Genomic DNA, 14,252 nt, shown 5'->3' with positions numbered 1-14,252 from the left:
GGAGTGATTAACGCAGGGAAGGGGATTTCAGCAGGTCAGGGTTGATGAAACCGTACAGGTTTTCGGAAGTCAGCCGTGGTTCTGTTCGGTCAGGCGCTGCACCACCAGCCGCCGGTAATGCGAAGGCGTCATGCCTTTGAGCTGTTGAAAGCGTCGATTGAAATTGGAGATGTTGTTGAAGCCCGACTCGAAACACACCTCGGTCACCGGTTTGTCACCGTCCGCCAGCAGTTCGCAGGATTTGCTGATGCGCAGGCGATTGACGAACTCGATGAAATTGCGCCCCGTGGCTTGCTTGAACACGCGGCTGAAATAGGTCGGCTTCATCCCCAGGTGCTCGGCGACTTCCTCCAGCGGCAGTTCGCGGGCGTAGTGGGCGAAGATGTAATCCACCGCACGGTTGGTGCGGTCGATGTTGTGTTCGTCTGCCAGTTGCGGGGTGGTTGCGCCGGACAGCAGTTGGTAGTCATCGGTGGCCGCCAGCAATTCCATCAGGATGAAAAAGTGCCCGAGACGGGTGATGCCGCTTGAATCGGCAATGCGTTGCATCAGGGTCATGGCCTGACGAATCGTCTGCGGTGAGCGGAATTCGATGCCGTACTGCGCACGCTCAAGCAGCGGCGCCAGGGTCTTGAGTTCGGCGAACACCTGATGACCGCTTTCGAACAGTTCATCGGTGAAGTTGACCAGCATGTCGCGCTTCTCGACCACTTCGTCCTCGGCCACCTGGCTGATCCAGTTGTGCGGCAGATTCGGGCCTGTGAGGAACAGCGTCTGGGGGTAGAAGTTGCCGATGTAGTCGCCGATGAACACCTTGCCCGAACTGGCCACGATCAAATGCAGTTCGTATTCCTTGTGAAAATGCCAGCGCACCAGCGGGCAGGGGAAGCCGTGCTGGCGATAGATGATGGACAACCCGTTGTGGTCATCCATCAGCTCGTAAGAGGGGTCGGTCACGCGGGCGGTTCGGGTCATGGTCGGGCGCTTTTTTGTTATCGCCTGGCGATCATGCCTCTTTGTGCGCCCGTTACGCCAGCAGGCGATCAGCAGGGCGCTGGTGGGCCTTGGTTTGATTCACGGCACGGCAGAACGACACGATGCTGCTCTCTTCGATGAAGTCGACGTTGATGACGTTGCACTTCATTGCCCAATCACTGTTGTTCGGATCAAACCACTCGTTCAGTTCCCTATGAATATCAACCGGGCCACCCAGTGCGGTGAAACTGGTGGCCGACAGCGACCAGGGTTTCCACGACCCAGGTGGGGATTTCAGGACATTGCCGATGAACTGTTTCAACTCCGCCGAGCCGGTCAGATCGCTGCCCGACCATTGATGGTTGATTTGATCGATGAACACATGGTGATCAAGTTGCCAATGTGAGCGTGCGGCGACGAAAACACGTTGCTCTTTGCTGATGTGTTTAAGTTGCCCGAGACTGGCGCTCAGGTTTCTGCTCGGAATCAAACGGTGACCGAACAGATGAGTCAACATTTTATTGAAGTATTCATAGTCGAAGTCGTTGCCGTCGAGACTGTGAAAGTCCAGAACAATGAACTCGTCCGGGTTTTGCTTCAGAAAGTTTTCTACATCGGTGATCAGGTTGCCCAGGGTTCGGGAGTTGCGGTGCCCGCCATGGTGAGCACGGAATCTGCCGACGCCCTCTGCTTTTGCTTCGTAGACCAGGCGAATGTCCAGCACCCGCGCACCATGGTGCAGTTGGGCGTGAAACGAATCATGCTGACAGGCCAGCCAATGACGGGGCGGGCCGAACACGGGATAACTGGCGCGCCAGTCGCTGCCGGCGTTGTGGGTTCCCGGCAGCGTCAGTTCGGATATCGAAAGTGAGTCAATGGACGGTGTCGACGCCATCCAGTTATGGGGGGCGTAGTTATTGATGTCGGTCATGCATGCATCCTGCATAAGTTGATTGTGGCGCCACTCTTTAATAACGAGAATGGCGCGGGCAGGATGTTTATAGTGTTTTAGCTTTGGTGTGACTATGTATCGATTGATGCAAGTTGTTGGTTGTTGTGTTTATACATTTAAAAGATGAGTTATTTGTTCGAGTTTTTGGCTTCAATCCACTGCGCCATGTATTGCGTGCTCTTGTGCGAGTGATGTCGCAACATGCTGCCGGTAAAGTTGTTCCTTCTTAGCTCGGCAATGTTTTCGCGACAGTCCAGCAGTTTGTTGATCAGCGCCGGTCCATGTAAGGCCTGCTGATAAATGTCCTTGAGTAGCGTGTACCCTTGAGATTGCGCGGCGTGCCAACGGACCTCGTCGCGGTAGAGTTCGACAGCAGCATTGGCCAGATCCTGCGCCGTACGGCAGACAGCGCCTGGCCATGGCTGATCGGTGTGCATGCCTTCAGCACCAATCGGCGTGGTGACACTTGGGGTTCCGCAGAGCATGGCGTCGATCAACTTGCCCTTGATGCCGGCGCCGAAACGCAAAGGCGCCAGGCAGATGCGTGCATCGGACATGACCTGCAATGCATCTTCCGCCCAGTTCATGATGTGAAAGCCCTGCGCGGCATTGTGCAAGGCTGCAGCCTTGGGCGGCGTGTAGGCGCCGTAGATGTGCAATTGTGCTTTTGGCAGTTGTTCGCGGATCAGCGGCCAGACGGTCGTTTTCATCCACAAGACCGCGTCCCAGTTCGGCGCGTGACGGAAGTTGCCGATACTGAGGAAATGCACGCGCTCTTCAAAGGGTTTCGCTGGTGCGCTCGGGGGGGCGATCATCAAGGGACACCAGTGCAACAACTCGGGTGGCAGCTTGAACTGCTTTACCAGCAACTCGATTTCCACCTGCGAAATCATCAGGTTCAGATCGCAGCGGTAGAGCGCGGCGATCTCGCGTTTGGCCAGGTCGGTGTCAGCCATCAGCTCGAACTCTTCGACCAGCGCCGGGGCAAACAGCTGATCAAAATCGTTGGCGTCATCACTGAGCTTGAGTCGATCCTTCAACCGCTGGTGCCGGGCATGTCGCAGGCTTTGCAGATCCGAAGTTTCCAGAACACGCAATGCATCAGGGCAGTGTTTTTCCACGCGCCAGCCGAATTGCTCTTCGATCATGAACTGGTCGAACAGCACGATATCAGGGGCGAGTTCGCTGATGAAGGTGTCGAAACTGCTGTTGTTCAGTTCGATAGGGACTTCGCGGATGCCCAATGCAGTCAGATCGGCGCGATGCTCACCAGTGCCGGCAGGGCTGGCAAAGGTGATTTGCCAGCCTTGTTGCAGGAAGGTCTCGAGAATCTGCATCACATGCCCGCTTGCCGCGGAGGAGCGGGGTTCCGGCCACACGTAACCAATGACGAGGACTTTGGTTGCGGGCTGACTCATGAGAAACGATTCCGGGCGGCAAGAGGGGAATAAAAAACGCGCGAATTAGAGCATAACCCGCGCGCCAAGTGATGCGTTTTTATCAGAAGGATGCGCTGCTCAGATTGACTCGCAGAGAACCCTTGATAAAGCCTAGGTTCGAGGTGTTTTTCACCCCGCGACGAATTTTGTCGAGATTGAGCAAAAAACCCGCCGGATGATTGCGTGCCTGATTGAGCAGGGAAACGGCCAGTGAGTAAGAATCCGCGTTATGCAGTGCCGGATGCCGTCGCACCAGATCAGGCAAGGTGTCGGAAATGGCATCGAAATACGCAAGCCCTTCGCCATATGCACTCGTATGCTGCAGGTTCGCAAGGTTATTGGGGCTGACCGATTTGGTGTCCTTGGCGCTGCCCAGTTGGAGCAGGCCAGCCACATCAAACTCGGAAGGGGCAGTGTGGCCCCCTTTCACTTTGCCGTAATAAAGGTCCAGGGTATCCGGCGCGCCGTGAGCCAGTTCATGAATCAGTGCATCGCCGATCCGGCCATCGTCGTACTTCGTCATACGGTAAAATTCGTCCAGCCCTTCGGGATAGATCACCAGAAACTGCTCGGGCGGATTCTTCAGGTACGAGCCGTCGAGAATGCTGGCCTTCCAGCGTCGGTAAGCCTCCGGGCGCAACCCCGCGAGGGCTTCTGAACCTTTTTCGTAAGTGATGTTTGCCTGTGTGATGAAGTCCAGATCTTTGCGCATGTTCTGCAGGTTGTTCTTCACATGCCTGAGAACCTCATCCGAATCATTGCCGAAAACATGCTTGAGGATGGCTCGCATGTCAGCGTTGTCGTTATCCAGTAGCATCAACGTTGCGTTGGCGAGTTTCGATTTGGCAGCCGGCAGCGCTTTTTTCACATAACCCTGGGTGTAACTGAAAGGCTTCGCACGACCGAAAAGCCGCCGAAGTGGCGCCAAGGGCGACACCTTCAGATTTCTCAACTTCGGCCCCCACGCGCCTCCGACCCTCAGGTTCAGCGCATACCAGTCACTGTTTCGCTGCAGCGCCAGAAGGTTGACCGGATCGCCCAGATTGTCCGCCGCTTTCCAGGTGCCCTGAAACAAATCGGTTTTTTGCGCGGCCTTGATCAAATCGTAGGACTGGGCGCTGCCGGTCAGTTTGCGCAGTTGCCCGGTGGCGGTTTCCACCACACTGAGCCCGTGTTTGCTCAAAAGCAGAACGCCACGCTTGGCCAGACGCCCACCTTGCACTGCCAGCGCCGGTAAACCATCCAGGGGATTGAAGAGCGATACCGACAAGTGGACGCCCGCCTTGGCGATGCTCAATGCCTTGGCGGTGGTCGACGTTGTCTTGCCGACGATGCCCACGACCGTGGCACCAAAGCCGACCACCAGCCCCAGCAAAGCCAGGCCATCAAGAATGCAGCCGCCAATGCCTTCGGATACCCGCTCCGCATCGCCTGAGCGGATGTCTTCAATGCATTTCTTGAACGGCACGATCACATTGATAACGGCCTCATTGATCTGATTGTTGTTAGCGCGAATTTTTTGCAGTTCGGTCGGTGCGTACAGCGATGAGTAGAGTTCGTCGCGAGTCGCTACCGGGTGATTGCCCAGAACGCCGTCGGCCAGGGCCTCGTATGCCCGGGAAAAGAACAGCGGGATTGGCTGAACTTCATCCGAGACGAGGAAGAAACGCCAGAGCTTTTCCACGACCACACGGGACGACGCTCCAGGTTTCGGTGCATCGCCCTTCAGGTAGGCATCAACGTCGAGTGGCCATTGTTGTGCAGGTTTCTTTGGCTGGAAGTCCGTGTCCTTGCCGTCATACTCCAGCGAAGCGTCTTCGAACATTGTGCCGCTGGACCGCAACATGTCGGCCAGTTCCGGGCGCTCAAGACACAATCCTCTGAGAGTAAACAGCTCATAACAGCGAAACGCCTTTTCATGCTGGCATCCGATAATAAGGCCGTAGCGCCCCTTGGCTGCGTTTCGCTGGCGCTGGGTTTCTTCAAACGGGTTGAGGGGATTAACCGATTCCCTGACGGTGTATAACGTAATAAAGCCATTGGCGATCATCGTCCTGTCAGCTTCCGGCAAGTTGGACACTGCCATTTTGAGAATCGAGGCCTGGATTTTCTTGAGCGTCAGATGATATTGGTCGAATGATTTTTCAAATAAGGCGTCGATCGGTTTCAGTTCGCCGAGTCGAGAAAAAGCATTCTGCGGCGGGTTGAAGTTTGCGGTGCTGACAAACTTGTCGGTGAGTTTGCCGTTGATGACCAGATCACCCGACATGTAAAGGTCGAGAATCGAGACACGCAATCTGCCTGCTGCAGAAGTGTCTTTCACATTTCCCTCGCTGGAGGGGAAAAAAAGAGTCAGCCATTCCAGTGCACTGCGCTCGCCAAGCGCAACATCGTAGTTGGCCCGGAATACCTGTTGTTCAAGGTAACGGCCGTCCGGCATGACCCGTTTCAACTCTTGCAGCGCCAGTTGCCGTCGATCAGGCGGAACAATCGCGATGCCTGTTTCGACTTCGTTCAACGCTTCCACGTACTGGCTGAAACGGCTGGCGGCGGTGGTAAATGCGTGCACGTCATCATCACTGCCGTTTGTCTCGGGCAAGACCCCGTTGAGCCTCGCCCACTGGAGAATGGGCGTGATGGTCGCCAACTCCTGCAGCGTTCGCTGGACGGGACTGACAGGCGCCAGTTCGGAAAACGCCTTGATCCGGTCGTAGGTCATCAGGCGCGATGCCCCTGGCGCCGTGAGCTCGACCAGTGCGACCGCCTGGGACACGATCACCCAGCCAGGCTTGCCGATCGTCAACTCGGCGGGCGTCTGCTGAATCAGCAGTTGTGGCGCAGCGCAGGCCAGCAGCAAATGGGCAGCCAGGGGCGCATAAGCCGATGGCAATTGCGCTTCACGAGTCAGTTGCCATTCCAGTGCTTCAACCACCTGAGGGGCAGTTTTCGAGGCGTTATCAGGGTGATACAGATGAAAACCGGCAATGACGTTGGCGTGCCGCTCGACCTCGAATCCCAGATCGAGAATCAGTGCGGTGGCCACCAGGCACTTGTTCTGTCGTGCCGCGATGTCGTGATCGTCTTGCTCCAGATGCCATCCGAGGCGGTCATGCAGGTGAATGCCCAGTGCTCCGGCCTCGGGGGTCTGCAAAAAGTGGTCCAGATAAGTGGCCGCCTGTTCGCGCCGAGTCGCGGCCGGGAGCGAGGCGAATTCCGCAGTGGCGATATGTTGCAGGAGGCTGATGCGGTTTCGGGTCGTGTCCCTGGCGATTTGCCTGATCGTTGCTCGATCGGTCTCGCTCAAGTGGTATGCCGAGTCCGCAGGCGCCATCAACAGCTCGTGATAATCGCCGGTCGCCGGGCTGTCCGGCATTTGAAACGCCAGCCAGGCAATCAATTCACGTACTTCAGCAACAGTGGCGGGCAGTGCGTAATGATGGAAGTTCAGCCACTGTTCAAGGCCGAACACCTTTGAGGAGAACACTTGGCCACCGGTTTTCTCCGCACATTCACCCAATGTAAAGATGTCTTCTTGCAGGTCGGCAGTAATCACCGCGTCATGGGTGATATCGAGCCAGGCGTCATTGATCTGTACGTTGAGCCTGGCGTTTTTGTCGATGCACACTGGTGCACCAGCGGGTAGTGCATGTTTTTCCGCAAGAAACAGAAAATCATCGGTCTCCAGCATCTTCGCCAAAGCAACGCGGGCAAACTCCACAGCGTTATCAAAGGCACTGTCCGATACCCGCGAGACAGTGATGAAGTGCAGGTCTACAGGGGCGGCATCTTCGCGTTTCGCTGCAATGTCGGAAAGTGTTGAAACAATATTGGACTGTTCTGTCTGATCAGCGATTCGGCGTTCAGTTAAATGCGCGGAATCAAGTGCAACATTATCGATATCCAGCAGGCTTCCGCTCTGTGCAGGTTGCATGAGCAAGTCTTCCTTGAGTTGTGGGCAGGGCGAGGCTCCTCGAAGTTGGAATGAAAGTTTATATTTCAATAAACCGATAACTTCGGGCCGGCCTCAGAATAATTGGCTTCTGTGGCTGCCGGGAAGTTGTGGGTCGTTTCAAAGTTAGTCTGGGCAGATTGAAAGTCTGCCCATGCTTATTTCCGGATTTGAAGTTCCGGCTTCAGGATTGCCCGATAACCGCTTTGACCTTGTCACGCAGTTGATCGATCGAGAACGGTTTGCCAATCACATGCATGTCCGCCGGCACTTCAATGGTTTCGGCATATCCGCTGGCAAACAGAATCGGCAGTGAAGGGCGAATGTTGCGGGCCTCGGTGGCCAGTTGACGGCCATCCATGATCGGCAGCCCGACGTCGGTCATCATCAGATCGATGTGCTGATTCTCGTCCTTGATGATCGCCAGGGCCTGTTCGCTGCCGTCCGCCTCCAGCACCTTGAAGTCCAGTTCCTCCAGCACGTCGACGATCAGCATGCGCACGATGGTGTCGTCTTCTACTACAAGGATGGTGGACGCGGTGGTGGACATAGTGGCGGCTCTCAAGAATGGGGGACGGGGCGCCGGTCGATCAAAATTGCCGGGCTCTTGCATGAGTAAGTGGCGCATGGCCACAAGTTCCCGGATGGATACAAAAAAGAATAGGCGCAAACGGGCGGGCAAGGATAACCGTTGGCTGGCGATCCGGCGCAGGCAAATGTGGGAAAACAGTGCTAAGACTGTGAGAAAAATGGATCCATGCCGCCGTTTTGGGGCAAACTCCCTGGTTTTCAACAGTTCGACAAGGCTGCCACATGTCCTCTCCGTCTTCGGTTGATGAATCACGGTTTCGCAAACTGCTGACCCGCAACATCGCGCTGCCACTGGGCGTCGGTGCGATCAGTGCCGTGTTCTTCGTGTCGCTGATCACTTATTTGCTGTCGGTCATCCAGTGGGTGGAGCACACCGACCGGGTGATCAATAACGCCAACGAAGCGGTAAAGCTCACGGTCGATCTGGAAACCGGCATGCGCGGCTACCTGCTCAGCGGCGACGAGCACTTCCTCGATCCCTATGAAACGGCCAAGCCTCGCATCGCCGTGGCGCTCAATACCTTGCTTGAACTGACTGCCGACAACCCGGTGCAGACCGATCGCTTGCGCCGCTTGCAGGCGCTGCAGACCGAGTGGGCGACCTACGCGCAATCGATGATCGACTTGCAGCGCGCCAGCGGCGACTACAAGGCTGCGGTCAAGGCCGGGCGCGGCAAGCGCCTGACCGATGAGATCCGCAAGCAATTCGATGACGTGATCGACACCGAGCAGACATTGCGCACCACGCGCAACGAAGAAGTGCGCCGGACCACGATCTGGAGCATCAGCCTCTATCTGTTGTTCATCGCCGGCATCAGCGGTTTGCTGGCCTACATTGGCCGGCGCGATCTGGTCAGCCTGTCCAACAGTTATAGCGCCAACCTTGCCGCGCAACTGGCCAGTGCTGAACGTCTCTCGCAGCAAGCCTGGCTGCGCACGGGCCAGACCGAACTGGCCGAGCAGGTGCTGGGGCAACTGACGCTCAATCTGTTGGGGCGCAACATCCTGCAATTTTGTGCGCAATACCTGGGCACTGCCGTCGCGGCGTTGTACGTGCGTGAAGAACATGGCGGCCTGAAGCGCGTGGCGACTTACGGTTTCTCTCGCGAGCAGGAACAACAGGAACAATCTCTCTATAGCGACGAAGGCATCGTCGGCCAGGCCGCGCAGCAGGCGCGGCTGATTCGCCTCGATTCGGTGCCGGCCGATTACTTCAAGGTCAGCTCCGGTCTGGGCGAAGGCCTGCCGCACAGTGTGCTGGTGGTGCCGACCAGCGATGACGACCGGGTCAACGGTGTGATTGAGCTGGGTTTCCTGCGTCCGCTGACCGAGCGCGATGTGGCGCTGCTGGAGCTGATTGCCGGCAACATCGGCACCTCCATCGAAGCGGCGCGTTATCGTCAGCGTCTGCAGGAAGTCCTGGCCGAAACCCAACAGCTCAACGAAGAGTTGCAGGTGCAGCAGGAAGAACTGAAAACCGCCAACGAAGAACTGGAAGAGCAGTCGCGGATTCTCAAGGAATCCCAAGCGCACCTGGAAACCCAGCAAGTCGAGCTGGAACAGACCAACGAGCAACTGGCCGAACAGGCCCAGACCCTGGCCGAGCAACGCGACGCCATGGACCAGAAGAACACCGAACTGAATCAGGCTCAGGTGCAACTGGAAGAGCGCGCCGAAGAGCTGCAGCGTTCGAGCAAGTACAAGTCCGAATTCCTCGCCAACATGTCCCACGAACTGCGCACGCCGCTGAACAGTTCGCTGATCCTGGCCAAATTGCTGGCGGAAAACCCGCAGGAAAATCTCAGCGCCGAGCAGGTGAAGTTTGCCGAATCGATCTATTCCGCCGGCAACGACCTGCTCAACCTGATCAACGACATTCTCGACATTTCCAAGGTGGAAGCCGGCAAACTTGAAGTGGTTCCGGAAAACACCAGCGTGGCGCGTCTGGCCGATGGTCTGCGCAGCGTGTTCGAACCACTGGCCGCAGACAAGAAACTGACGTTCAGCGTCGAGTTGCAACCGGATGCGCCGATTACCCTGTTCACCGACCGCCAGCGTCTGGAGCAGGTGATCAAGAACCTGCTGTCCAACGCCGTGAAATTCACCGAGCACGGCACGGTCAGCCTGACCATCGCGGGCCAGCCGGACGATCGCATTGCCTTTATCGTGCGCGACTCGGGGATCGGGATTGCGCAGGACCAGCAGGAAAGCATTTTCGAGGCTTTCCGCCAGGCCGACGGCACCACCAACCGCAAGTACGGCGGCACCGGTCTGGGGCTTTCGATTTCCCGGGATCTGGCGATGTTGCTGGGCGGTTCGATCAGCGTCAGCAGCGCACCGGGGCAGGGCAGTGTGTTTACCCTGGTATTGCCGCAGCAATACAGCGAAGAGGGTGAAACGGCGTTCGCACCGCTGACGTTTACCCCGCCCGCACCAGTTGCCGCGCCGGTGGTGGCGGTTTCGCCGGTGGCCTCCGCGGATATCCCGCGCTTCAACGACGACCGCAACAAGGCCCCGTTCGACACCCGCTGCATTCTGGTGGTGGAAGACGAGCCGAACTTTGCCCATATCCTCTACGACCTGGCCCATGAACTGGGCTATCAGTGTCTGGTCGCCCACGGAGCCGACGAAGGTTATGACCTGGCGAAAGAGTTCGTTCCGGATGCGATCCTGCTGGACATGCGCCTGCCGGATCACTCGGGCCTGACCGTTCTGCAACGCCTGAAAGAACACGCTGAAACCCGGCACATCCCGGTGCACGTGATTTCGGTCGAAGATCGCGTCGAGGCCGCCATGCACATGGGCGCCATCGGATACGCGGTCAAGCCGACCACCCGGGAAGAGCTCAAGGACGTGTTCGCGCGCCTTGAAGCCAAGCTGACCCAGAAGGTCAAACGCGTGCTGCTGGTCGAAGACGACGATCTGCAACGGGAAAGCATCGCCCGCCTGATCGGTGACGACGACATTGAAATCACCGCCGTCGGCCTGGCGCAGGATGCGCTGGAGCTGCTGCGCACGACGATCTTCGATTGCATGGTCATCGACCTGAAGCTGCCGGACATGCTCGGCAACGATCTGCTCAAGCGCATGTCCACCGAAGACATCTGCTCGTTCCCGCCGGTCATCGTCTACACCGGGCGCAACCTGACCCGCGATGAAGAGGCCGATCTGCGCAAGTATTCGCGCTCGATCATCATCAAGGGCGCACGCTCGCCGGAACGCCTGCTGGACGAGGTCACACTCTTTCTGCACAAAGTCGAATCGCAGTTGTCCCATGAACGGCAGAAGATGCTTAAAACCGCGCGCAGCCGCGACAAGGTCTTCGAAGGCCGCAAAGTGCTGCTGGTGGACGACGATGTGCGTAACATCTTCGCCCTGACCAGCGCGCTGGAAACCAAGGGTGCAGTTGTGGTGATCGGCCGGAACGGCCGTGAAGCGATTGAAAAACTGAAAGAAGTCGAGGACATCGATCTGGTGCTGATGGACGTGATGATGCCGGAAATGGATGGTTTTGAAGCCACCATGGAAATCCGCAAGGATCCGCGCTGGCGCAAGCTGCCGATCATCGCGGTGACGGCCAAGGCCATGAAGGACGATCAGGAGCGCTGCCTGCAGGCGGGCGCCAATGATTACCTGGCCAAGCCCATTGATCTGGATCGCCTGTTCTCGCTGATTCGCGTGTGGTTGCCGAAGATGGAACGCATTTAGTGGAACGTAGTAATCACATTGAACGAAACAGTGAAATCGAACTGCGGTTGCTGATCGAGGCGATTTATCTCAAGTACAGCTACGACTTTCGTGATTATTCCGGCGCATCGATCAAGCGCCGGGTGCAACATGCGCTGAGCCAGTTCGAATGCGCGACCATTTCGGCGTTGCAGGAAAAGGTCCTGCATGACCCGACGGCGTTCATGCAATTGCTGCAGCTGCTGACGATTCCGGTCAGCGAGATGTTCCGCGATCCGTCGCACTTCCTGGCGATCCGTCAGGAAGTGGTGCCGCTGCTCAAGACCTATCCGTCGATCAAGATCTGGATCGCCGGGTGCAGCACTGGCGAGGAGGTCTACTCGATGGCGATCCTGCTGCGCGAAGAAGGTCTGCTGGACCGCACGATCATCTACGCCACCGACATCAACCCGCGCTCGCTGGACAAGGCCAAGCAGGGGATCTTTTCGATGGAGAACGTGCGCGCCTACACCGCCAACTACCAGCAGGCCGGCGGTCAGCGCTCGTTTGCCGACTACTACACGGCTGCGTATGGTTACGCGATTTTCGACAAGAGCCTGTGCGAGAACGTGACCTTCGCCGATCACAGCCTGGCAACGGATAGCGTATTCTCTGAAACTCAATTAATTTCATGTCGTAACGTATTGATTTATTTCAATAAAAAACTCCAGGATCGGGCGTTCGGGTTGTTCCATGAGTCGCTGTGCCACCGTGGATTTCTGGTGCTGGGCAGCAAGGAAACTTTGGATTTTTCCGGCTACTCCAACCAGTTCGAACCCTTGGTGAAACAAGAACGGATCTACCGCAAATCATGAACAGTGCAGCGGATTTGCCTCGAGTCGAGGCGATTGTGGTCGGAGCTTCCGCCGGCGGCGTCGAGGCCTTGCTGACCCTGCTCGGTTCACTGCGGGCAGGTTTCGGTCTGCCGATCATCATCGTGCTGCATCTGCCGGAAGAACGACGCAGCCAACTTGCCGAGGTGTTCGCCCGGCGCGTGGCGTTGCCGGTGACCGAGGCCATCGATAAGCAGGACATCAGCCCGGGCACGGTGTATTTCGCCACACCGGGTTATCACCTGTCAGTGGAGCAGGATCGCAGTTTGTCGTTGAGCCTGGAGGACCGTTTGCACCATTCGCGGCCGTCGATCGACTTCCTGTTCGAATCCGCTGCCGATGTCTACGGCCCGGCGCTGGCTGCCGTGCTGCTGACCGGAGCCAATCACGACGGCGCAAGAGGTCTGGCCCAGGTCAAACGCCAGGGAGGGCTGACCATCGTTCAGGATCCGCAGGACGCGCTGGTAGCGACCATGCCCGAGGCCGCATTGAAGACTCATCAACCGGATCACATACTTCCCATACGCGGCATCGGCCGTCTGCTTGTCGAGCTGGAACGAATCGCATGCTGAGTAATATCCAGGCAAAACTGCTGATCGTCGACGATCTGCCCGAGAACCTGCTGGCTCTCGAAGCCCTGATCAAACGCGAAGACCGCACCGTTTACAAAGCGCTTTCAGCAGACGAAGCGCTATCGCTGTTGCTGCAACACGAATTCGCCATGGCCATTCTCGATGTGCAGATGCCCGGCATGAACGGCTTCGAACTGGCCGAACTGATGCGCGGCACCGAGAAGACCAAGAACATTCCGATCATTTTCGTCAGCGCTGCCGGCCGTGAGCTGAACTACGCGTTCAAGGGCTATGAAAGCGGCGCAGTGGACTTCCTGCACAAACCGCTGGATATCCATGCGGTGAAGAGCAAGGTCAACGTCTTCGTCGACCTGTATCGCCAGAGCAAGGCGATGAAGCAACAGGTCGAAGCGCTGGAGCAGAGCCGTCGCGAACAGGAAGCGCTGTTGCAGCAACTGCAAAGCACCCAGGGCGAACTGGAGCAGGCAGTACGCATGCGGGACGATTTCATGTCGATCGTCGCCCACGAAGTGCGCACGCCGCTCAACGGCCTTATCCTCGAAACGCAGCTGCGCAAGATGCACCTGGCCCGGGACAACGCCGCTGCTTTCACCCTCGACAAGATGCACGCCATGGTCGACCGCGACGAGCGCCAGATCAAAAGCCTGATCCGCCTGATCGAGGACATGCTCGACGTGTCGCGGATCCGCACCGGCAAGCTCTCGATCCGGCCGAGTCGCTTCGATCTTTCGCAACTGGTGGGCAACCTTCTGCAGAATTTCGCCCAGCAGATCGAAGCGGCCGAGACCGAAGTCAGCTTTACCGCGACAGAAGCGGTGGAAGGGCAGTGGGATGAGTTCCGCATCGAGCAAGTGGTGTCGAACCTGCTGACCAACGCCTTGCGGTATGGCGGCAAGAGTCCGGTGCAGGTGCGGGTTTATCGCGAAGGTAACGAGGCGCGGGTCGAAGTCGCGGACCAGGGCATCGGCATCAGCGAGGAGAACCAGAAGCGCATTTTTCAACAGTTTGAACGGGTTTCCGCCAAGACGGTGGTCGCCGGTCTCGGGCTGGGTCTGTTCATTTCCGAGCAGATCGTCGCCGCCCACGGCGGCTCAATCGTCGTCGAAAGCAGGATCAACGAGGGCGCCCTGTTTCGCGTTTGTCTGCCGCTCCAGGAAAACGGCGAAACAAACGCAACCTCTGAGTGACCACACG

The 14,252-nt window shown here is 57.5% G+C and carries 9 protein-coding genes; 4 read left to right on the top strand and 5 right to left on the bottom strand.

Annotated features, from left to right (window positions below; all coding sequences use genetic code 11):
- Positions 1 to 69: 69 nt before the first annotated feature.
- From CAG02_RS02240 to CAG02_RS02220, 5 genes are all read right to left on the bottom strand, one after another.
- Entirely contained in the window at positions 70 to 975 is a 906-nt protein-coding gene (locus tag CAG02_RS02240; RefSeq protein ID WP_085709776.1) for an AraC family transcriptional regulator, read from the bottom strand.
- A 52-nt stretch (positions 976 to 1,027) separates the two neighbouring features.
- Positions 1,028 to 1,906: a phospholipase gene (locus CAG02_RS02235; RefSeq protein WP_085709777.1), complete on the bottom strand. Its 879-nt coding sequence runs from the start codon at positions 1,904 to 1,906 to the stop codon at positions 1,028 to 1,030.
- A 149-nt stretch (positions 1,907 to 2,055) separates the two neighbouring features.
- Positions 2,056 to 3,345, bottom strand: a complete 1,290-nt coding sequence (locus tag CAG02_RS02230; protein WP_085709778.1) for a glycosyltransferase — start codon at positions 3,343 to 3,345, stop codon at positions 2,056 to 2,058.
- Positions 3,346 to 3,427: 82 nt separating this feature from the next.
- Positions 3,428 to 7,297 (bottom strand): hypothetical protein, encoded by a 3,870-nt coding sequence (locus CAG02_RS02225; RefSeq protein ID WP_085709779.1) that lies wholly within the window; start codon positions 7,295 to 7,297, stop codon positions 3,428 to 3,430.
- Between the two features lie 202 nt (positions 7,298 to 7,499).
- A complete protein-coding gene (locus tag CAG02_RS02220) occupies positions 7,500 to 7,865 on the bottom strand; it encodes a response regulator (RefSeq protein ID WP_085709780.1) in 366 nt (121 codons plus the stop codon).
- A 263-nt stretch (positions 7,866 to 8,128) separates the two neighbouring features.
- Here CAG02_RS02220 and CAG02_RS02215 point away from each other — a divergent pair, with 263 nt between their 5' ends.
- From CAG02_RS02215 to CAG02_RS02200, 4 genes are read left to right on the top strand one after another with little or no spacing between them, the layout of a single operon-like run.
- The gene (locus tag CAG02_RS02215; protein WP_085709781.1) at positions 8,129 to 11,614 is read left to right on the top strand and encodes a response regulator; all 3,486 of its coding nucleotides are present in this window, start codon (positions 8,129 to 8,131) and stop codon (positions 11,612 to 11,614) included.
- Entirely contained in the window at positions 11,614 to 12,447 is an 834-nt protein-coding gene (locus CAG02_RS02210) for a protein-glutamate O-methyltransferase CheR (RefSeq protein ID WP_085709782.1), read from the top strand. The genes CAG02_RS02215 and CAG02_RS02210 overlap by 1 nt, the downstream gene beginning before the upstream one ends.
- The gene (locus tag CAG02_RS02205) at positions 12,444 to 13,037 is read left to right on the top strand and encodes a chemotaxis protein CheB (protein WP_085709783.1); all 594 of its coding nucleotides are present in this window, start codon (positions 12,444 to 12,446) and stop codon (positions 13,035 to 13,037) included. The genes CAG02_RS02210 and CAG02_RS02205 overlap by 4 nt, the downstream gene beginning before the upstream one ends.
- On the top strand, positions 13,031 to 14,245 hold the full coding sequence (locus CAG02_RS02200; RefSeq protein ID WP_085709784.1) for a hybrid sensor histidine kinase/response regulator: 1,215 nt from the start codon (positions 13,031 to 13,033) through the stop codon (positions 14,243 to 14,245). The genes CAG02_RS02205 and CAG02_RS02200 overlap by 7 nt, the downstream gene beginning before the upstream one ends.
- Positions 14,246 to 14,252: the final 7 nt, after the last annotated feature.

The sequence above is a fragment of the Pseudomonas sp. R43(2017) genome (genome assembly GCF_002112345.1).
Lineage (GTDB): Bacteria > Pseudomonadota > Gammaproteobacteria > Pseudomonadales > Pseudomonadaceae > Aquipseudomonas > Aquipseudomonas kribbensis.
Note: the sequence above shows the minus strand (reverse complement) of the source record. Positions and strands in the feature narration are given on the sequence as shown.